Consider the following 19,566-nt stretch of genomic DNA (forward strand, 5'->3'; position numbering starts at 1 on the left):
GCCCCCACCCCCCGAAGGAGAACCCCGTGCCTGAACAGCGTTTCCCCGACGAGTTCGTCTGGGGTGCGGCGACCTCCGCCTACCAGATCGAGGGCGCCACGGAGGAGGACGGGCGCGGGAGGTCGATCTGGGACACCTTCGCGGCGGTCCCCGGCAACGTCAAGAACGGCGACACCGGCGCCGTGGCCGCCGACCACTACCACCGTCTGGGCGAGGACCTCGACCTGATGGCCTCGCTGGGCCTGCGCGGCTACCGCTTCTCCATCGCCTGGCCGCGCGTCCAGCCGGACGGCGCGGGCGCGGTGAACCAGGCCGGCCTGGACTTCTACCGCCGCCTGGTCGACGGGCTGCGCGAGCGCGGCGTCCATCCCATGGCAACTCTGTTCCACTGGGACCTGCCCCAGGCGCTGCAGGAGGCCGGCGGCTGGGAGAACAGGGACACCGCCGAGCGGTTCGCCGACTACGCCGCGATCATGTTCGACGCGCTGGAGGTCCGCGACTGGCTGACCATCAACGAGCCCAAGACCGTCGTCGACTGCGGCTACCGCTGGGGCATCCACGCGCCGGGGGTCCAGGACGAGGGGCGGGCGTTCGTGGCCCTGCACCATCTGCTGCTCGCCCACGGACGCGCCTCGCGCGTGCTGCACGAGGCCCACCCCGGCCGGCGCATCGGCCCGGCGCTCAACCTGCACCCGACCTACGCCGCCGAGCCCTTCACCGGCGCCGACGCGGCGGTCTGGCACCAGGACGGGCTGGAGAACCGGCTCTACCTCGACCCGATCTTCACCGGCGCCTACCCCGAGGACACGCTCGCGTGGATCGCCGAGCGCAGCCCGATGCCCGACCGCATCCTCGAGGGCGACCTCGCGGTGATCAGCGAGCCCATCGACGTGCTCGGCGTGCAGTACTACACCCCGCACTTCCTGGACGCCGAGGGCAACCGCGTGCACAAGCACCCGACGGCGCAGCTCGACTGGCTGGAGATCTACCCGCGCGGTCTGTACGACACCCTGACCCGGCTGAAGTACGACTACCCCGCGGTGCCGATCGTGATCACCGAGAACGGGGTGCCCGCGCCCGACGAGGTCGGCCCGGACGGCGGCGTCGCCGACGGCGAGCGCGTCTCCTTCCTGCGCGACCACCTCGCGGCCGTGCACGACGCGCTGGCCGAGGGCGTGCCGGTGGAGGGGTACTACGTCTGGTCGCTGCTGGACAACTTCGAGTGGGCAGAGGGCTACGACGCCCGCTTCGGCATCGTGCACGTCGACTACGCCACCCAGCGCAGGACGCCGAAGAGCAGCGCCCTGTGGTATCGCGACCTCATCTCCTCCGGCCGCCTGGCCTGAACTTCCTCCGGCCGCCTCGCCTGACCGGCGCGGGAAAGGTCAGGCGCGCGGGCCGGGGGCGCGGCGGAACTCGAACGGGGCGCTCTCGCGGCCGGGCACCACGAACCAGCACTCGCCCGTGCCGTCGCTGTCGAGCAGCCGAATGAAGGCCTCGGTCACCGCGGAGACCGGGAGGATGGGAAAGCCCATCTCCTCGAGCACGGCCTTGCCGCCGCCGAGGATCGGGGTGTCGGCGAAGGACGGGCACAGCGCCTGCACCTTGATGCCGGCCCGGGCGAGGGCGGGGCCGAGCGAGCGGACCAGCCCGACGACGGCGTGCTTGCCGGCGGCGTAGATCGGGTCGGCGGGGATGCCCACGATGCCGGCCATGCTGGAGGTCGCCACGATGGTGCCGCCGCCGGCCGCCCGCAGCGCGGGCGTCGCGGCCCGCACGCCGAACACGACCCCGTCGAGGTTGACGCTCATCGCCAGGCGGTAGCGCTCGAGGTCGAAGTCGTCGCCGAGGCCGCAGCCGGTGGTCACGCCGGCGTTGAGGAAGGCCAGGTCGAGCCGCCCGTACCGCTCGACCGCCAGGGCCACGGCCTTCTCGCTGTCGGCCGGCCGCCGCACGTCGCAGCGCGCGGCCGTCCCGCCGATCTCGCCGGCGACCTCCGCGGCGCCCGCGTCGTCGATGTCGGCGACGACGACGCGGGCGCCGCCCTCGGCCAGCCGGCGGGCGACCGCGGCGCCGATGCCGCCGGCGCCGCCGGTGACGAGGGCGACCTTGCCGTCGAGCCGGTCGGAGCGCACCACGTTGGACGGCGCGGGCGCCGGCCGCTCCTCCCCCGTCGCGGGGACGAGCCCGCTGATCAGGTCGATCTCGTTCACAGTGGCAACCCTCCGGTGGCGGCGCTGGTGGAACCGGTGGCCCGGTACGCGGCGATCGTACGCTCGGCGATGCGCATCTGGTGGATCTCGTCCGCGCCGTCGGCGAAGCGCGCCCACCGGGCGTGCTGGAACATCTTCGCCAGCGGGGTGTCGGTGGAGTAGCCGAGCGCTCCGTGCACCTGGATGGCCCGGTCGATGATCCGGTTGAGGCTGCCGGCGACGAAGTGCTTGGCCATCGAGACCTCGGTGCGGAAGTCCTCACCCTTGTCGATCTTGGAGGCGGCGTGCAGCACCATGAGCTTGCACTGGTACAGCTCCATGGCCGAGTCGGCGATGAGCCACTGGACGCCCTGCTTGTCGGCCAGCAGCGAGCCGTGGCTGTAGCGGTTGAGCGCCCGGTCGACCATCATGTCGAGCGCGGTCTCCGCCTGGGAGATCCAGCGCATGCAGTGCGCGAGCCGCGCGGGGCCGAGACGGTACTGGCCCAGGCGGTGGCCGTTGCCCCGGCCGCCCAATATCGCGCCGTCGGGCACCCGCAGATCGGTGATGACGATCTCGCTGTGCCCCGTGGAGCCGTGCATCGTCTCGACCTCGCGGACGTCGTTCCAGCCCTCCTGGGGCAGGTCGACCAGGAAGGCGGTGTTGGCGCCGCGGGAACCCTCGGGGACGTCGGTCTCGGTCCGGGCGATGAGGATGGCGAAGCTCGCGCGGCGGGCGTTGGAGATGAACCACTTGTGGCCGTTGATCACCCACTCGTCCCCGTCCCTGACGGCGTGCGTGCGGATGAGCGTCGGGTCGGAGCCTGCCACCTCGGGCTCGGTCATGGCGAAGCACGACATCTTGGCGCCCTCGAGCAGCGGCCGCAGGTAGCGTTCCTTCTGCTCGTCGTCGCCCCAGTGCAGCAGCGTGTGCATGTTGCCCTCGTCGGGGGCCGCGCAGTTGAGGATCCAGGGGCCGAGGCGGGTCTTGGCGGCCTCCGACTGGACCATGGCCAGCTCGACGTGGCCGAGACCCATGCCGCCCCACTCCTTGGGCATGTGAGGCAGCCACAGCCCCTCTTCGCGCGCCCGGGCGCGCAGGCCGAAGATCACCCGCAGGTACTCCTCGCGCGTGGTGGCGGCCGTCTCGTCGTCCAGGCCCTCGACGGCGGGGACGACGGTGCCCCGGATGAAGTCCCGCACGCGCCGGCGGATCTCCTCGTGCTCGGGGGCGAGCGTGAAGTCGATGGCCATCGGACCCCTCCTCGTCGGCAGGCGTCGCCCGCCCTCGGCGCGCCCGCGGCGGCACGTCCCAATACGCTCGCCCGAGGATCTCAGGCATCCGCCCGGCACGATAGACACCCCTCCCCCAAAACGGCGCCGCCCCGCCGCCCTTCCCTTAGCCAGGAGCGACGCCCCCCGCCCCGGCCGGCCTTTCCCCGGCGCCGGGCCGGCGAGACGGGGAACCCCGAATCCCGCGCCGCCGTGCCGCACGGGACCGGCGAACGCTCACCTTCACCCCGGTGCCATGCTCTTCCCGGCCCCGACTGAGGCCTTGCCCGGCGCCGGGTCGGCGAGAAGGGGGTGCGGCGAATCCGGCGCCGCCGTGCGGCGGGCGACCCGTCGAGCGGTCGCGGTGACAGCCTCAGGGGACCGCGTAGCCCGGGACGGAGGGCCAGCGGACGGTGATCACGACCGAGTCCTCCTCGGCGTACCAGGAGTGGTCGACTCCCCGCCCCCACACGACGTAGTCCCCCGGCTCGGCGAGCAACACGCCGCGGCCCGGTAGTTCGACCCGGAACCGGCCGCGCACCAGGATGAGCAGCGCGGTGCGCTTCTCGCCCCTGACCCATTCGGCCCGCTCGTCGCCGCGGGCGTGCACGCCCCACTTGATCTCGACCTCGTCGCTGTGGCGCGGGTCGCCGGGCGGCTTGAAGTGCCCGAGCAGCCAGCCCTGGTCGCCGGCCGCGTCCACGTCGGCGCGCCCGACGTACACCCCGTCCATCGGGTCCATCGGATCCGCCGGGTCCGCCGGGCCTGCCGGGTCGGTCATGTCCGTCACGGACGGTGACGCTAGCAGGCGGCCGACGTTCCCCGGCGAGGAGGCGGGGATGGCGGGGGTGAACTGGGATGGTCGGAGGTCTCCTCACAGGACCGAATCGCCGGTAACCTGACGTGGTTCACATAATGAGCTGACAATGGGCATTGACTGCCTGTGCGGGAGTTTTCGCACGCCGGGGGCTTGTGGTGAAAGGGCGGGACAGCGCCGCACCGGGGATCGGTCCCGGCTGTCCGAAACCGGTTTGACCTGCGGTCGCGCCCATTCGATCAGGGTGGCGCCGAAACCCCACCAAGTGTGACCGTATTTACTCAATTAGTTGACTCTTTGCGCCAAAGCCCCTACCTTTAGGGCGCTATGGGAGCGCTCCCACTTTCCGGGACCCGGTGACGACCACCGGAAGACGACCGGGAAGATGGGAGGCGTGCGCCCTGGTGCCGCCCGGAATCTGGTTGTTCGCGCGTCGATGAGAGGATTTCCCCCGTGCCTCAGTACGTTCTCCACGGTGGCGGCTATCACGCCGAGGTGACCAAGATGGGCGCGGCCCTGCGAGTGCTCAGGCACGGCGACCGCGACCTGGTGGCCACCTGGCCCCCCGAGGGACCCGTCCCGCACTACAGCGGCACCCTGCTCGCCCCCTGGCCCAACCGCGTGGCCGGCGGCCGCTACGGTTTCGACGGCGAGCGGTTCGAGGTCCCGGTCAACGAGCTCGAACGCGGCCACGCGCTGCACGGCCTGGTGGCCTTCGCCGACTGGGAGCTGGTCGAGCCGCCCACCGCCGAGGGCGACCAGGGGTTCGTGCGGCTCGCGCACACCATCGAGCCCACCCCCGGCTACCCGTTCCGCCTGGCCCTGCAGGTGCGGTACGCGGTGAGCCCCGAGGGGCTGGCGACGACGCTCACCGCCGAGAACATCGGCGAGCGCCGCGCCCCCTACGGTTGCGGCCCGCACCCGTGGCTGATCGCCGACGACGGCCCCGAGACGGGCTGGGAGCTCGACCTGCCGGCCGGCCGCGTGCTGCGCGTCGACGACGTCCTGATCCCCACCACGCTGGAGCCGGTCGACGGCACGCCGTTCGACTTCCGCTCCCCCCGCCCGCTCGCCGCCACCGTGATCGACGAGGCGTTCACCGGGCTGGACGCGGCCCCCGACGGCTTCGCCCGCGTGCGGCTGAGCGGCGAGCGCGGCGCGGTGCAGATCGTCTGGGACGCGGCGGCGATGCCGTGGGTGCAGGTCTGCACGGGCACCGGCTTCGGCCACCGGGGCATCGCCGTCGAACCGATGACCTGCCCGCCGGACGCCTTCAACACCGGCACCGACCTCGTCGTCCTGGAGCCGGGAGACAAGCACGAGGTCACCTGGACCATCTCCGCCGTGTGAGGCGCGCGCGCCCGGGCGGCCGGCGAGGGCCCCGGTCTTCGCCGGCCCCGCCCGTCCTTCCTTTCTCCTTCCCTTCCCCTGACCGTCTTGACCAGCCGAAGTGATGTGACCGATGGAGAGCAGGACCAAGCGCCGGCTGTCGGCCGCCCAGTTGGACGCGCTGATCCGTGGAGCAGTGGGAACGGGGGTGCGGTCGGCCGAGGAGCTCACCGACGGCTTCGCCAACGCGGTGTGGCTGGTCACCCTCGACGACGGCCGCCAGGTCGTCGTGAAGGTCGCACCGCCACCCGAGCTGCGGCAGCTCACCTACGAGCGTCACCTGCTGCGCACCGAGGCGCTGGTGTACCACCTGGCCGGACCCACCGGCCTGCCGCTGCCGCGACTGCTGCACTCGGGCTTCGACGACCCGGGGCTCGGCGGCGACTATCTGCTGTTCTCGGCGCTGGACGGCGTCCCGTGGAGCCAGGCGGGCTCCCTGACCGACGCCGACCATCGCGCGCTGCGGCACGAGGTGGGCGGTCATCTGGCGACGCTGCACACGATCCCCGGCCAGGGCGTCTACGGCTACCCCTACGCCGGTCTCACCGGCACGACGTGGCGCGACGCCTTCGTGGTGATGACCGGCGCGCTGCTGGACGACGCGGTCCGCTACGCCACGCCGCTGCCCTGCTCGCTGGTGGACATCGCGGGCGCCATCCACGCCAACCTCCACGTGCTGGAGGAGGTGACGGTGCCCTCACTGGTCCATTTCGACATCTGGCCCGGCAACGTGTTCGTGACCGCGCGGGGCGAGGGGCCGCCGCGCGTCCAGGCGCTGATCGACCACGAGCGGGCCTTCTGGGGCGACCCGCTGGCCGACTTCATCACTCCGACGATCTTCGGGCGGCTGAGCGAGGACGACCCGATGCTGGTGGGGTACCGGCAGGCGGGCGGCAAGCTGGACCTGACCCCGCAGGCCCGCGTCCGCGAGGCTCTGTACCGGCTGTACCTCAACCTCATCCTGCTGGTGGAGAACGGCCCCCGGCAGTACCCGCCCGAGGACTACGCCCGCATCCGCGAGCCGGCGACCGCCGGGGTGACCAACTGCCTGGCGCTGCTCAGGCAGCGCTGACGCGCCGTCCCCGGACATGCCAGGAGCGCCGCCGCCCTCAGCGAGTGGGGGCGAGGCGGGCGCGCCTGACGCCGCGGCCGGCGCGGGCGCCGGGCCGAGCACCGGTGCTCCACCGGCCGTGACAGCCGGCGGCGCCCCGGCAGGGCCGCCCAGGGACCGGGTCCCCGGACGGCCGCCGGGTTGTCGATGGTGTCGCCGCGCATGTCAGGCGCTCGTGTCCCGGCCGGCCCGGGGCCCGGCGACCAGCCGGTCGCCGTCGTAGGCGTCGCGGCCACGCACCGGTTCGGTGGTGGTCTCGACGTGGTCGGCGCCGGGGTAGGCGCCGCGGTCGGCGGGACGGGCGGCGGGGATCTCCACCCGGTCGTCGACGCCGTCGCCGTCATGGTCGGGCATGTGCGCGTGCCGTCCGGCCGGCGTGGGCGCGGCGGCGGTGGCGGCCGGAGTGGTGTTCTCGGCCTCCAGCCGGCGCTCGAGGCGGCGCTTCTCCTCCTCCAGCCGGGCGACGCGGTCACGCGTCTCCACCCGCGCCTCGCGCATCTTCCTGCGCTTGGCGCCGGCGCGCCGCATGCCGGCCGTCAGGATCATCAGGCCGATCAGGAACACGGCCGCGGTGGCCGCGCCTGCCAGGAACAGCTCCAGCTTGCTGAGCTGGAAGGTCCGGTCGAGCACCGTGACCGACGCCGCGATGCCGCCGGTCTCGTCGTTCGCCACCGCGACCAGGGTCGCGCCGGCGAGCACGATCAAGAGCAGGCCCAGCACTATCATGTGACCTCAACTCCAAGTCGCCTCGTTGTCGCCCCTTCGTGGGCGCAGACCGACTGCCCACGAGCCCTCCGGTTATTCCTCCCGCATCCCAACCGTGACGTACGCGATCGCCGTGGGCGCCGGGGAATCCGGCCCGCGGGCCCCTCGGTGGCCGGCGGCCCCCGGCATGGTCACGAAAGGCGCCGCCCGTCCGCCGCGCCGGGCTTCACCCGGAAGGCGGGGTGTGCGATGATTTCATCAGGTGATGAAAAATGCGGACCACATGTGCGATCGCCGGAGGCGGCCCCGCCGGCGCCGTCCTGGCCCTCCTGCTCGCCCGGGCCGGGGTGGAGGTGACGCTGCTGGAGAAACACGCCGACTTCCTGCGCGACTTCCGCGGCGACACCATCCATCCCTCGACCCTGCAGATCCTCGACGAGCTCGGGCTCGCCGGGGAGTTCCTCGCGCTGCCCCACCGCAAGGCCGAGAAGGTGCTGGTGTGGACCGACGAGCGCGTCCTGACCGTCGCCTCCCTGCGCGGGCTGAAGAGCAGGTTCCCCTACATCGCGTTCGTCCCGCAGTGGGACTTCCTCAACCTGGTCACCGCGGCGGCCCGGCGCTATCCCACCTTCCGGCTGCTCATGGAGGCCGAGGTGGTGGGCCTCATCCGGGAGGGCGGCGCCGTGCGCGGCCTGCGCTACCGCGACCGGGACGGGCGGGAGCACGAGCTGCGCGCGGCCCTCACCATCGGCGCCGACGGGCGGCGCTCGGCCGTGCGCCGCGCCGCGGGCCTGGTCCCGGTGGAGCACGGCGCGCCCATGGACGTGCTGTGGTTCCGGCTGCCGCGCGAGGACGGCGACACCGCGGACGCCTTCCTGCGCGTCTCGGCCGGGCGGATGATGGTCGCGATCAACCGCGAGAGCTACTGGCAGCTCGCCTACCTGATCCCGAAGGGCCGGTTCGAGCAGGTGAGGGCCGAGGGCATCGAGGCGCTGCGCGCCTCCATCGGCACGCTGGTGCCCTTCCTCGCCGACCGCACCGGGGAGCTGGCGAGCATGGAGCAGGTCAGCGTCCTGCGGGTCGCCGTCAACCGGCTGCGCCGCTGGCACCGTCCCGGGCTGCTGCTCCTCGGGGACGCCGCGCACGCCATGTCACCGGTGTTCGGCGTCGGCATCAACCTGGCCGTGCAGGACGCGGTGGCCGCCGCCAACCTGCTCGCCGGGCCGCTGCGCGCCGGAGCGGTCCCCGAGGAGGTGCTGCGCCGGGTGCAGCGCCGCCGCACCCTGCCCACGGTCGTCACCCAGCTCGCGCAGCGCGCGGTGCAGGCCCTCGTCATCGGCCCGGCGCTGCGCGACGCGCCCCGGCCGGCACCGGCCCTCCGTGATCGCGCCACGCCGGGCGGGGCTGCGCGGCCCGATGCCACGCCGTCGCGGCCGCGTGATCCCGCGCGCCTGCCGCTCATCGGAGCCCTCGCCCGCCGCTTCGTCGGCTTCGGCGTCCTGCCCGAGCATGTCCGCACGCCCGAGGCTCCCCGGGCGGGCGCCTCCTGACGGCACGAAGGGGCACGAAAGGGTCCGGATGGGCGAGGCGGCCCCGCGGCGGCCGGCGTACGGGCGTGGCACGACTCCTCGCATCTCCCCCCGAATGGAGAAAGATTTCTCACCTTGTGGACACGGACTCTGTCACACGGGGAAAGGTGCAATAGCCTTTTAGCGTGAGCGCCGAACCGATCAACCTGGATTCCTGGCGGGAGCTGCCCGCCGCGCAGCAGCCCGAGTGGCCCGACCACTCGGCGCTGGAGCGCACCGTCGCCGAGCTGCAGGGTCTGCCACCGCTGGTGTTCGCCGGCGAGTGCGACGAGCTCAAGGACCGGCTCGCCGCCGTGGTGCGCGGCGAGGCGTTCGTGCTGCAGGGTGGCGACTGCGCCGAGACCTTCGCCGGCGCGACGGCCGACAACGTGCGCAACAAGCTCAAGACGCTGCTGCAGATGGCCATCGTGCTCACCTATGCCGGCCGTGTCCCCGTCGTCAAGATCGGCCGGCTGGCCGGGCAGTTCGCCAAGCCGCGTTCCAGTGGGACCGAGACCCGGGGCGGGGTCGAGCTGCCCGCCTACCGCGGCGACATGGTCAACGGCTTCGACTTCACCCCCGAGTCGCGCACGCCCGACCCCGCGCGGCTGCTGCGCGCCTACCACTCCTCGGCCGTCACGCTCAACCTGGCGCGCGCCTTCACCAAGGGCGGCTACGCCGACCTGCGGCAGGTGCACGCCTGGAACCAGGACTTCGTGGCCGAGTCGCCGGCCGGCCGCCGCTACGAGCAGCTCGCCCGCGAGATCGACCACGCGCTGGCGTTCATGCGGGCCTGCCGCGCCGACCCCGAGGAGTTCCACACCGTCGAGTTCTACTCCTCGCACGAGGCGCTGATCCTCGACTACGACCGCGCGCTCACCCGCGTCGACTCCCGCACCGGTCTGCCCTACGACGTGTCGGCCCACATGGTGTGGATCGGCGAGCGCACCCGTCAGCTCGACGGCGCCCACGTCGAGTTCTTCAGCCGCATCCGCAACCCCATCGGCGTCAAGCTCGGGCCCACCACCTCGCCCGAGGACGCCCTCGCGCTCATCGACAAGCTCAACCCCGCCAACGAGCCCGGCCGGCTGACCTTCATCACCCGCATGGGTGCCTCCAAGGTGCGCGACGCGCTGCCCACGCTGGTGGAGAAGATCCACGCGAGCGGCGCCCAGGTCGCGTGGATCTGCGACCCGATGCACGGCAACACCTTCGAGGCGCCGAGCGGCCACAAGACCCGCAGGCTCGGCGATGTGCTGGACGAGGTCACCGGCTTCTTCGAGGTGCACCACGCCCTCGGCACCCACCCGGGCGGCATCCACATCGAGTTCACCGGCGACGACGTCACCGAGTGCGTCGGCGGCGGTCACCCGATCGTCGAGGAGGACCTGGCGCTGCGCTACGAGACGGCCTGCGACCCGCGCCTCAACCGCAGCCAGTCGCTCGACCTGGCCTTCCAGCTCGCCGAGCTCTACCGCTCCAGCTGAGCCCGGCGGGCCCCGCACGACAACGGCCGGGCCCGCCGTGCGCCGAGCCGGGCGGGCCCCCACACGACGAGAGCCGGCCCCGCCGCCCGTGGAAAGGGCGGCGGGGCCGGCTCTGGCGTTCGCGTGGCTCCCGTACTCGGGGGCGGCGGCCTCGCTCAGGGGCGGCGGCCGTCGTCGGGGCCCTCGGCGACCCCGGAGTCGATGTCGGAGGCGATCTCCTTGCGGATGGCCTCCATGTCCAGGGCGCGCACCTGCCTGATCAGGTCCTCGAGCGCGGGCTCGGGCAGCGCCCCCGGCTGGGCGAACACGACGATGCCGTCCCTGATCGCCATGACCGTGGGGATGGAGGTGATCTCGAAGCCTTCCGCCAGGCCCCGCTCGGCCTCGGTGTCGATCTTGCCGAAGGTGATGTCCTCGTGCTTCTGCGAAGCCTTCTCGAAGATGGGCCCGAAGGTGCGGCAGGGCCCGCACCACGCCGCCCAGAAGTCGAGCAGGACGATGCCCTCGTCGGCGATGTCGTTGAAGTTCTTCTCGGTCACCGCGATGGTCGCCACAGTGTTTCCTCGTCTCGTGTCTCGTCGATTCCGATCGGCATAACCATCTACCCTTTCCCGGAATTCCGCACCAGATCGCGTCTGGGGGGCGCCCCGCGTCCCGGTGGAAACGAGCCGGCCACCCCTGGGGGACCCAGGGGTGGCCGGAGGGAGCGGCGCGGCTTCGGCGCCGCGGGGCACCGGGCGGCGGCGGTTCGTCGCCGCCGCGGGGACCGGTGGGACGGGGGCCACCGCGGTTCGCCGGGCGTCGGCTAGGAGCAGTCCTTCGCCAGCTTCTGGGTGGCTTCGGTGGCCCGGGTGCCGAGCTTGGTCAGCTCGGTCGCCGCCGCGGCCGGGTTCGACGCGTCGATCTTGATGGCGCCCCAGGAGAGGGACAGCTCCGTCAGGGTGTCCTTCAGGTGGCCGTCGGCCTTGCCCGACAAGCCCTTCAGCTTGGCGGCCAGGCCGGCGTTCGCGGTGTTGAAGGCGTCCAGGTTTCCGGCGCCGGCCGCGGCCTGGGTGCTGTAGTCCTGGAACGCCTTGACGGCGTCCTGGCAGACCGCCTTGGTGCTGCCGCCGCCGCATCCCGTCGTCAGCGAGAGGAGTACCGCCGCCGCGCAGACGGCGAGGGCGCGGCGGGAGAGGATGAGGGACATCGTGCGCCTTTCCTAGTGATCTTTTCGATCGAGAAGCTAGTGGCGGCGCCTTACAGGCCGCTTTCATCCCGCCTGCACGCGGGTCCGGCCGTTCCCGGGCCCGCGCGCCGCGCGCTTCGTCCGATCACTCGTCGGGGCGCATGCCGTCTTGGGGTGCGGTGGTCCTTCGGCGGCCCACCGCGGTTCCCCGCGGGCGCTCGCAGGCCCTGCGGGGAACCGGGTCAGGTCGCACGTTCGGCGCTCCAGGCCGCGTGCGTCCTACAGCTTGAGCCCGAACAGCAGCGGGTCGTGGTCGGAGGAGCGGAATGCTCCCGGCGAGTAGAGGGCCGGCGGGTTGAACTCGGTGTTGTAGTCCATGAACCTGCCCTCGTCGGCGTTGATGTGCCAGATCGTGGCGCCGGTCACCTGCTTGAGCAGCTGCCTGCCGACCAGCACGTGGTCCAGCTCGCCCGACAGGCTGTCGAAGACGTAGCTGTAGCGGTCCTTCTTGTCGAGGAACTTCTTGCTGACGCTCACCAGCTTCCCGGCCTCCAGGGTGTGGATCGGGTCCTCCTCGCCGTAGGCGTTGAGGTCGCCGAGCACGACCGGGTTGGTGAGGCCCAGGGTGTCGATCAGGCCGAGGACGGCCTTGGCCTGGCGGACGCGCTCGTCGTTGAAGCAGCTCTGCCCGTCGCCCTGGTCGAGGTCGGCCCCGGTGGCGCCGTCGCAGCCCTTGGACTTGAAGTGGTTGACGATCATCGTGAAGGAGGATCCGCCGCCCTTGACGCGCTGGAACTCCTGGATGAGCGGCGGCCGGCGGAAGACCGGGTCGCCGGAGGAACGGGGAGCGCCGACCGGCTTGACCACCGCCGGCTTGTAGATGAGGGCGACCTGGATGGCGTCGGTCCCGGGGACCGGCGAGGTGACGCCCTTGTAGGTGCCCGCGCCGACGGCGGCGTTGAGCGCGTCGACCAGGGTGTTCAGCGCGGTGGCGCCGTTGTTCTCGACCTCCATGAGCCCGGCGACGTCGGGGTCGAGGCCCTTGAGGGTGGAGACCAGCTTGGCGAGCTGGCGGTCGCGCTCCTCTGCCGTGGTGGCGCCCCGCGATCCGAGCGTGGTGAACCAGTTGAGGGTGTTGAGGCTCGCGACCCGGACGTTGCCGCCGACCTTGCCGGGCGCGGCCGGGCGCGGGTTGTCGGGGGTGAAGACGACCGGCTGGGACGGCTCCACGCGGTACAGGCCGAAGCCGTAGGTCAGCACGCCGGTGAGGCCGGTGGTGGCGTCGCCGACGCGCACGGTGTTGGCGCCGTTGGTGTGGTAGGGCAGCTCGGGCGGGTTCTGGAGGTTGGAGGCGTCGTCGAGCAGGATCCGGCGCCGGGCGTCCAGCGCCGGGTCGACCTTCTCGCGGTCGGTCGGCTGGAAGAGCCGCCCGTGGGAGGACAGGGTGATCTCGCCGTAGCGGCCGAGGTTGTAGACCTCCGAGACGGTGAGCGCCTGCGGGAAGGTGACCAGCACGCCCTCCAGCGGCTCCAGGCTCGCGCCCTCGGCGACCGGCAGCTTGACCTTCGCGGGCTTGACCTTGCCGGTGCCGCACACCTCGACGGAGGTGACCGGGGACAGCTCGGTCAGGCCGTTGTACTCGGTGACGGTGCCGCTGACCAGCACGCGGTCGCCGACGGCGGCGGCCTTGGCGGTGAAGACGAACACCGCGTCGGAGGTGGCCGGGTCGGCGTCGGGGGTCGGGTCCTGCAGGTAGAAGCCGCCGAGGGATCCGGTGCCCTGGTAGTCGGCGGTGACGACGCCCTCGACGCGCACGGTCTGCCCGGCCAGCGGGCTGGTCGCGCCGCCGCCCTGGACCTGCGCGATCTGGTGGTCCGCCGGGAGCGTGCAGGGCTCGGCGGTGCGGGTCGGCGTGGGGCTCGCCGTCGGCGTCTCGGTGGGGGTCGGTGTGGGGGTGGGGGTGTCGGTCGGCGTCACCGTGGGCGTCGGGGTCACCGTCGGCGTTGGCGTGGGGTCGCCCGGCGTCGTGCCGCAGGGGGCGGCGGGGGTCGCCGAGTTGCGCGGCGCCGGGGCGCCGGCGGTGAAGTCGGCGGCGTTGGCGTCGGTGTCGGCGCAGCCGTGCTCGCCGCGGATCGCCGCGGTGGAGTTGGTCAGCGCCGGGGCCGCCGCGCCCTCGGAGAAGTTGGCGGTGCCGTATCCCACCAGGTCGCCCAGCAGGGCGAGCTGGTCGGCCGTGCAGGGCGCCGAGCCGCCGTTGCAGGCGAGGCCCTCGGCGGAGCGGACCAGCGCGACCTTGCCCGCCGTGCCGCTCAGCGCGAGGCCGCCGGTGGCGTCGGGGGACGGCAGCGGGGCGCTGGGCGTCGCACCCGCGGCGAGCTGGACCAGGTGGTAGCGCCCGGGGGCGAGGGTGCCGGACAGGTCGAGCTTGTTGGCGGCGAAGGTCCCGGTGCCGGTGGCGCTGGCGTACTGCAGGGACCATCCCTCGAGGGTGACGGCGGAGTCGCCGCGGTTGAACAGCTCCACGAAGTCGTTGGTGAACGGGGCGCCGGTGTTGCCACCGCCGCCGTACACCTGGCTGATCACGACGGTCCCCGGCTCGGCCGAGGCCGGGGACGAAGAGAGGGCGGCGGCACCGGCGACGATCATGCCGGCGGCCGTGAGGGCGGCGAGCGCCCGGGATAGAGCACGCATGACCGGGAGCGTAGGCCCGGGAAAGCCCGCTATCTCGTACTAGAACTAGATAGAAGGTGAAATAACCGAAGCTTGACAGTTGATGTCTAGCGAGCGCCGCCAGGCTTGTCGTGCTTGGACCTAGCGGGCCGGGCGCACCCGACGCCATGGATACACTCTGTCAGCTTCCCGTCACGATTTAGCGACCCGTTACCCGACATTGGGTATGACTTTGGCATGACGCCCCCGCTGAAGACGCTCTCCCTCGACGTCGGCTGGCAGACCTGCGACGCGTCGGCCGCGTGCGTGGGAATAACGTGCCGGCCCTACGACCGCTGCCTGGCCCATCTGACCCCCGCCGAGCTGGAGGAGGTCCTGGCCGGCCTCGCGCCCGGCCGCGGGGTCGACCTGCGCGGCACCACCCTCGCGGAGGAGCTGCTGGACCGCGTGCTGTCGGCCACGGGGCGCCATCTCGGCAGGGCCAGGTTCGACCGCGCGCAGTTCACCGGGCCGGCCAGGTTCGCCGAGGTCGTCTTCGCGGGGGACGCGAGCTTCGACCATGCCCGCTTCGACCGTCTGGCCTCCTTCTTCGGCACCCGCTTCACCCGCAACGCCTCCTTCCGCGAGGTGCGCTTCTCCCGCGAGTTCTCCATGCACGGCGCCCGCCTGCGCGGGCACGGCGCCTTCGACCGCGTGCGCATCGGCAGCGACGCGCTGTTCGGCGACGCCCGGTTCGGCAGGGACGCCTCCTTCCGTGGCGCCGAGTTCCACGGGTTCGCCGCCTTCGACGGCGCGGTCTTCGACAACGACGCCCTGTTCCGCGGGTCCCGCTTCCGCCGGGCGGTGTCCTTCCGCAAGGCGGCCTTCGGCGGCACGGCCGGGTTCGAGGGGGCCGGATTCCACGGCGGCGCCTACCTCACCGGTCTGCGCGCGGGCCGCCGGCTCGTGCTCTCCGGCGTCCACGCCTCGGCGCCGGTGGAGCTGGAGGCCGCGGGATGCCCGGTCGACCTGCGCGGGGCCCGGCTGTCCTCCCGGCTCACCGCGCGCCTGTCGGACGTCGACCTGGAGCTGCGCGAGGCCGTGCTCAGCGGGCCGGCGACCGTGACCGGCGCGGCCGGCGGGCTTCGGGTGCTGTCGCTGGACCGGCTGGACGCCGGCGCGCTGACGCTGCGCGGGGCCGACCTGAGCGGCTGCCGGCTGGCCCAGGTCCGCCATCCGGAGGCGCTGCGGCTGTCGGAGTGCGTCTTCGCCGGCACTCCGCGGGGCGTGCGGGTCGCCCTGAACTGGCCGCCGGTGCTGTGGTGGAGCGAGCGCCGGGTCCTCGCCGACGAGCGGGCCTGGCGCGGCTGGTCCGCGCGGCCCGAGCAGCCGCTCGACCCGGGCCGGCTGGCCGGCCTGTACGAGCGGCTGCGGCGCGCGGTGGACGACAAGAAGGTCGCGGCCGACTTCGCCTTCGGCGCCATGGAGATGCGCCGCCTGGCGACCCGGCGGCGCCGGGTGCGGCTGGCCCTCGCGGCCTACTGGCTGGCCTGCGGGTACGGCCTGCGCATGGGGCGCGCGTTCGGCTGGCTGGTCGTGGCGGCGGCCGTCGCCGCCGGGGCGCTGTTCTGGACGGCCGGCGCCCATCCCGCCCGGCGCCCGGTCGGCCACCGCTCCCCCGCTCCCGCCCCGGTCGTGCACGCCACCGCGACCGGCGTCGGCTGACCCGCGGGCCGGCAGGGGTCTGAGCGGCACAGATGCGCGCCCGCATACCGGGGGAACCGGCCCGACCTCCAGGGATGCGTCAGGGATTACCCGGATTACCCCCCGGCCCGCCCTGAGGAGACAATGAGGGCCGGAGCCCACGGAGGGCGGAGACCTGGGGAGAGCATGGCGAGCGCGAGTGTCATCGACGACTACGTGAGCACACTCGGCCGCACGCTGCGGGGCTCCACGCGCGTCAGGCGCGATCTGCTCGCCGAGGCGCGCGACGGCCTCGCCGACTCCGCCGAGGCGTACCTGGCCGAGGGGTTCGACCGGGCGGAGGCCGAGCGCATGGCCGTCGCCGAGTTCGGTCCGGTCGACGAGATCGCCCCCGGTTACCAGGAGGAGATCGCCGCCCACCAGGGTCGAAGGACCGCCGCGGTGATGTTCGTGACCGTGCCGCTCATGACGCTGATGTGGAGCGTCATCTGGAAGATCTTCCCCGAGAACCCCTGGACCGTCACCGAGGTCAGGGCGGCGTGGTTCTCACCGCTCGCGCGCTTCCTCGACTTCTTCCAGTTCGGCGTGGGCGTCCTCGGCGCGCTGGCGCTGCTCGCCTTCAGCGGTCCGCTGCGCGCGGTGCGGCGCCCGGGCGTGCTCACGCGCGCCCTGGGCATCCTGCTGTGGATCCAGGTGCCGGCCATCTGCCTGATGGGGCTCGCCCTGGCCGCGGGCGCCGGCCGGGCGCTGAGCGGCTTCGGCGCCTACCCGCCGGGCATGGTCGCGAGCCTGGTGAGCTACCTGGTATCGGGCTCGCTGCTGTGGAGCGCCACCCGCTGCGTGATCGTTTCGCGCCCGCTGCCGGCCGCGTCCGCCGCGACGGTCTCCCAGCGGAGCGCGCTGAACTGAGCGGCGCCGCCCCGGCCGGCGCGTGCCGGGGCGCCCCTTCCCGAGGCGGCGCGCAGGGCGTCCACTCCTGAGGTCAGGGCGTCCAGTCCTGAGGCAGGGCGCCGGCCTCCTGCGGCGCGTTCACTCCTGGGGCTGGGGCGCCGACTCCTGGGGCCGGGGGGACAGGACGCTGCCGATGGCGTCGGTGAACTGCCGCCACGACGACCGCTCGCCGGCCAGCGCGGCGTACCCGCCGGAGGTCAGCCGGTAGGTGCGGCGCCGGCGGCCGGCCACCGTCGCCCACTCGCTCGTCAGGTGACCCACCCGCTCCAGCCGGCGCAGGGCGGGATAGACGGTGCCGGTCGGGACGTTGAGCGCGCCTCCGCTGCGCTCCTGCAACGCCTCGATGATCGCGTAACCGTGCAGCGGCCCGCCCTCCAGGACGGAGAGCAGCAAAGCGTCCATGTGACCGCGGAGCGCGTCGGGATTCACCGCTCAAGCCTACTCAGGTGCGTCATGTTGCGATTCTATAGGTAGGCTCTCTACATGTAGGCAGACACAACGTAGAGAAAGAGGAGCCATGGACGTGACCGACCTGGCGCGGCTCCAGTTCGCGGTGACGGGGGCCCTGCACTTCCTGTTCGTCGTGCTGACGCTGGGCCTGGCCCCCCTTGTCGCGATCATGCAGACCCGCCACGTCATCAGCGGCAGGCCGGTGTTCGAGCGCATGACGCGCTTCTGGGGCCAGATCTATCTGATCAACTACGCGCTCGGCGTGCTCACCGGCCTGGTGATGGAGTTCCAGTTCGGGCTGAGCTGGAGCGGGCTGACCCACTACGCCGGGGACGTGTTCGGCGCGCCCCTGGCGATCGAGACGCTGGTGGCGTTCTTCCTGGAGTCCACCTTCCTCGGCCTGTGGATCTTCGGCTGGAACCGCCTGCCCAAGAAGCTGCACCTGGCGTGCATCTGGCTGGTGGCGCTCACCGCCTACGCCAGCGCCTTCTGGATCATGGTGGCGAACTCCTTCCTGCAGCACCCGGCCGGCAGCGTCCAGCACGGCGACCACCTGGTGCTGACCGACTTCGGCGCGCTGCTCACCAACCCGAGCCTGGTGATGGCCTTCCCGCACGTCATCGGCGCCGGACTGTTCGCCGGCAGCTCCCTGATCATCGGCGCCAGCGCCTACCAGCTCTTCCGCCGCACCCCCGAGCAGGAGTTCTTCCGCCGGTCGCTGCGCACAGGGGTGGTGTGGGCGCTCGTCGGCACCAACATCGCCGTCGGCTTCGGGTACGCGCAGTTCGGCTTCGTCCGCGACATCCAGCCCGACAAGTTCAAGGGCGCGATCCCCGGGATGGCGCTCGGCAACATGATCCTCATCGGGCAGCTCGTGCACCTGATCGTGCTGTTCCTGCTGCTGCCGCTGCTGTTCCGCGACCTGCTCGCCCGCGCCCGGTGGCTGCACCCGGTGCTCATGCTGATGACGCCGCTGCCGTTCGTCGCCGCGGTCCTCGGCTGGCTCGTCCGCGAGGTCGGCCGCCAGCCCTGGCTGGTGTACGGCAGGCTCACGGTGGCCGACGCCATGTCGCCCGGCCTGACCAGGCAGATGATCACCCTCTCCTTCGCCGCCTTCGCGGGCGTGCTGGCGCTGCTGGCCCTGGCCGACTACGTGCTGATCGCCCGGGTCGTCCGGCGCGGCCCCGACAGGGCCGACCTCGGCGTCGCCGAGCCCGCCGACCCCTCCCCCACCCCCTCGCTCGTCCTGTGACCCCCGGCGGCAAGGCCGCCCCCGAATGAGGAGCTCCCCCCATGGAGATCATCTGGTTGGCGATCCTCGCCGTGCTGCTGGTCGGCTACTTCGCCCTCGAAGGCTTCGACATCGGCGTCGGCATGCTGCTCCCGGTGCTCAGCCGGGCCCGCGAACGGGCCGGCGAGCCGGGCACGCGCGCGCGGCACCGCGACCGCCTGGTGGCCGCGATGGCCCCGTTCGTCCTGGCCAACGAGATCTGGCTGATCGCGGCGGCCGGCACGCTGTTCGGCGCGTTCCCCTCCCTGGAGGGGACGGTGGTCCACGGCCTGTACCCGGTCGTGGTGACCCTGCTGGTGTCCTGGATCCTGCGCGACGCGGGCCTGTGGTTCCGGCGCAGGCTGGACGGCGCCGCCTGGCGCGGCTTCTGGGACGCCGTGCTGTGCGCCGGCTCCTGGGGCCTGGCCCTGAGCTGGGGCGTCGCCCTGGCGTCGGTGGCGCGCGGGCTGCCGGACGGGCCGTTCGACCTGGCCGGCCTGCTCGGCGGCGCCGTGGTGGCCGCCGTCTTCGCCTTCCACGGCCGGGCCTTCACCGAGTGGCGCCTGTCGGGCCCGGCCGAGGCCCGCCGCACCGGCCGGCGGCTGCGCCTGTCGGCCGCCGTCGCCGCCCTGCCGATGGCCGTGCCGCTCGCGGCGCTGTCCCCGGTGCTGCTGGAGCACGCCGCCTCCCCCGCGACGCTGAATGTGCTCAATCTCATCGTCCTGCCCGTCGTCCCCATCATGGTCGCGGCGCAAGTATGGGTATGGCGCACCTTCGGCCCGGCCAGGCCGGCGGGCGCCGCCGCGGCCGTCCCTTCCTTCTTCTAGAGGACTT

Annotated in this window: 17 protein-coding genes; 9 read left to right on the top strand and 8 right to left on the bottom strand. The window is 72.8% G+C overall.

All coding sequences use genetic code 11. The features are described from left to right. Positions 1-26 precede the first annotated feature (26 nt). Positions 27-1,346, top strand: coding sequence for a GH1 family beta-glucosidase (locus ABZU32_RS21075; protein ID WP_354924411.1), 1,320 nt, complete (start codon positions 27-29; stop codon positions 1,344-1,346). A 39-nt stretch (positions 1,347-1,385) separates the two neighbouring features. Here ABZU32_RS21075 and ABZU32_RS21080 read toward each other — a convergent pair whose 3' ends face one another. The 3 genes from ABZU32_RS21080 to ABZU32_RS21090 form a co-directional block, all read right to left on the bottom strand. Continuing rightward, a complete protein-coding gene (locus ABZU32_RS21080) occupies positions 1,386-2,213 on the bottom strand; it encodes an SDR family NAD(P)-dependent oxidoreductase (RefSeq protein WP_354924413.1) in 828 nt (275 codons plus the stop codon). Next, complete coding sequence (locus ABZU32_RS21085) at positions 2,210-3,445, bottom strand: acyl-CoA dehydrogenase family protein (RefSeq protein ID WP_354836155.1); 1,236 nt, start codon at positions 3,443-3,445, stop codon at positions 2,210-2,212. Before ABZU32_RS21085 ends, ABZU32_RS21080 begins: the two co-directional genes overlap by 4 nt. A gap of 391 nt (positions 3,446-3,836) precedes the next feature. After that, complete coding sequence (locus tag ABZU32_RS21090) at positions 3,837-4,244, bottom strand: signal peptidase I (RefSeq protein WP_354924460.1); 408 nt, start codon at positions 4,242-4,244, stop codon at positions 3,837-3,839. Positions 4,245-4,733: 489 nt separating this feature from the next. Here ABZU32_RS21090 and ABZU32_RS21095 point away from each other — a divergent pair, with 489 nt between their 5' ends. Together ABZU32_RS21095 and ABZU32_RS21100 are read left to right on the top strand one after the other, a co-directional pair. Then, complete coding sequence (locus tag ABZU32_RS21095; protein ID WP_354924415.1) at positions 4,734-5,630, top strand: aldose 1-epimerase family protein; 897 nt, start codon at positions 4,734-4,736, stop codon at positions 5,628-5,630. A 112-nt stretch (positions 5,631-5,742) separates the two neighbouring features. After that, a complete protein-coding gene (locus ABZU32_RS21100) occupies positions 5,743-6,741 on the top strand; it encodes an aminoglycoside phosphotransferase family protein (RefSeq protein ID WP_354924416.1) in 999 nt (332 codons plus the stop codon). Between the two features lie 204 nt (positions 6,742-6,945). Here ABZU32_RS21100 and ABZU32_RS21105 read toward each other — a convergent pair whose 3' ends face one another. After that, a complete protein-coding gene (locus tag ABZU32_RS21105; protein ID WP_354836161.1) occupies positions 6,946-7,506 on the bottom strand; it encodes a hypothetical protein in 561 nt (186 codons plus the stop codon). Between the two features lie 251 nt (positions 7,507-7,757). Here ABZU32_RS21105 and ABZU32_RS21110 point away from each other — a divergent pair, with 251 nt between their 5' ends. Both ABZU32_RS21110 and ABZU32_RS21115 read left to right on the top strand, forming a co-directional pair. Further along, positions 7,758-9,035 carry an FAD-dependent oxidoreductase gene (locus ABZU32_RS21110; RefSeq protein WP_354924418.1) on the top strand — a complete coding sequence of 426 codons (1,278 nt, stop codon included), beginning with the start codon at positions 7,758-7,760 and terminating at the stop codon, positions 9,033-9,035. A 164-nt stretch (positions 9,036-9,199) separates the two neighbouring features. Next, positions 9,200-10,540 carry a class II 3-deoxy-7-phosphoheptulonate synthase gene (locus ABZU32_RS21115; protein WP_354836165.1) on the top strand — a complete coding sequence of 447 codons (1,341 nt, stop codon included), beginning with the start codon at positions 9,200-9,202 and terminating at the stop codon, positions 10,538-10,540. Between the two features lie 155 nt (positions 10,541-10,695). Here ABZU32_RS21115 and ABZU32_RS21120 read toward each other — a convergent pair whose 3' ends face one another. The 3 genes from ABZU32_RS21120 to ABZU32_RS21130 form a co-directional block, all read right to left on the bottom strand. After that, on the bottom strand, positions 10,696-11,325 hold the full coding sequence (locus ABZU32_RS21120) for a thioredoxin domain-containing protein (protein WP_354924420.1): 630 nt from the start codon (positions 11,323-11,325) through the stop codon (positions 10,696-10,698). Positions 11,326-11,345: 20 nt separating this feature from the next. After that, entirely contained in the window at positions 11,346-11,729 is a 384-nt protein-coding gene (locus ABZU32_RS21125; RefSeq protein WP_354836167.1) for a hypothetical protein, read from the bottom strand. Between the two features lie 258 nt (positions 11,730-11,987). Next, on the bottom strand, positions 11,988-14,399 hold the full coding sequence (locus ABZU32_RS21130) for an ExeM/NucH family extracellular endonuclease (RefSeq protein WP_354924422.1): 2,412 nt from the start codon (positions 14,397-14,399) through the stop codon (positions 11,988-11,990). A 216-nt stretch (positions 14,400-14,615) separates the two neighbouring features. Between ABZU32_RS21130 and ABZU32_RS21135 the strand changes: the two genes are divergently transcribed. Beyond that, entirely contained in the window at positions 14,616-16,082 is a 1,467-nt protein-coding gene (locus ABZU32_RS21135) for a pentapeptide repeat-containing protein (protein WP_354836171.1), read from the top strand. A gap of 165 nt (positions 16,083-16,247) precedes the next feature. After that, positions 16,248-16,970: a permease prefix domain 1-containing protein gene (locus ABZU32_RS21140; protein WP_354924424.1), complete on the top strand. Its 723-nt coding sequence runs from the start codon at positions 16,248-16,250 to the stop codon at positions 16,968-16,970. A 120-nt stretch (positions 16,971-17,090) separates the two neighbouring features. On the opposite strand, the gene ABZU32_RS21145 is transcribed toward ABZU32_RS21140, so the two are convergent. Next, positions 17,091-17,441: a helix-turn-helix transcriptional regulator gene (locus tag ABZU32_RS21145; RefSeq protein ID WP_354836175.1), complete on the bottom strand. Its 351-nt coding sequence runs from the start codon at positions 17,439-17,441 to the stop codon at positions 17,091-17,093. Between the two features lie 88 nt (positions 17,442-17,529). On the opposite strand from ABZU32_RS21145, the gene ABZU32_RS21150 reads away from it, so the two are divergent. Next, complete coding sequence (locus ABZU32_RS21150) at positions 17,530-18,714, top strand: cytochrome ubiquinol oxidase subunit I (protein ID WP_354924426.1); 1,185 nt, start codon at positions 17,530-17,532, stop codon at positions 18,712-18,714. A 41-nt stretch (positions 18,715-18,755) separates the two neighbouring features. Beyond that, positions 18,756-19,559, top strand: a complete 804-nt coding sequence (locus tag ABZU32_RS21155) for a cytochrome d ubiquinol oxidase subunit II (RefSeq protein ID WP_354924428.1) — start codon at positions 18,756-18,758, stop codon at positions 19,557-19,559. Positions 19,560-19,566 lie beyond the last annotated feature (7 nt).

It is taken from the genome of Sphaerisporangium sp. NPDC005288 (assembly GCF_040607475.1).
GTDB lineage: Bacteria > Actinomycetota > Actinomycetes > Streptosporangiales > Streptosporangiaceae > Sphaerisporangium > Sphaerisporangium rhizosphaerae.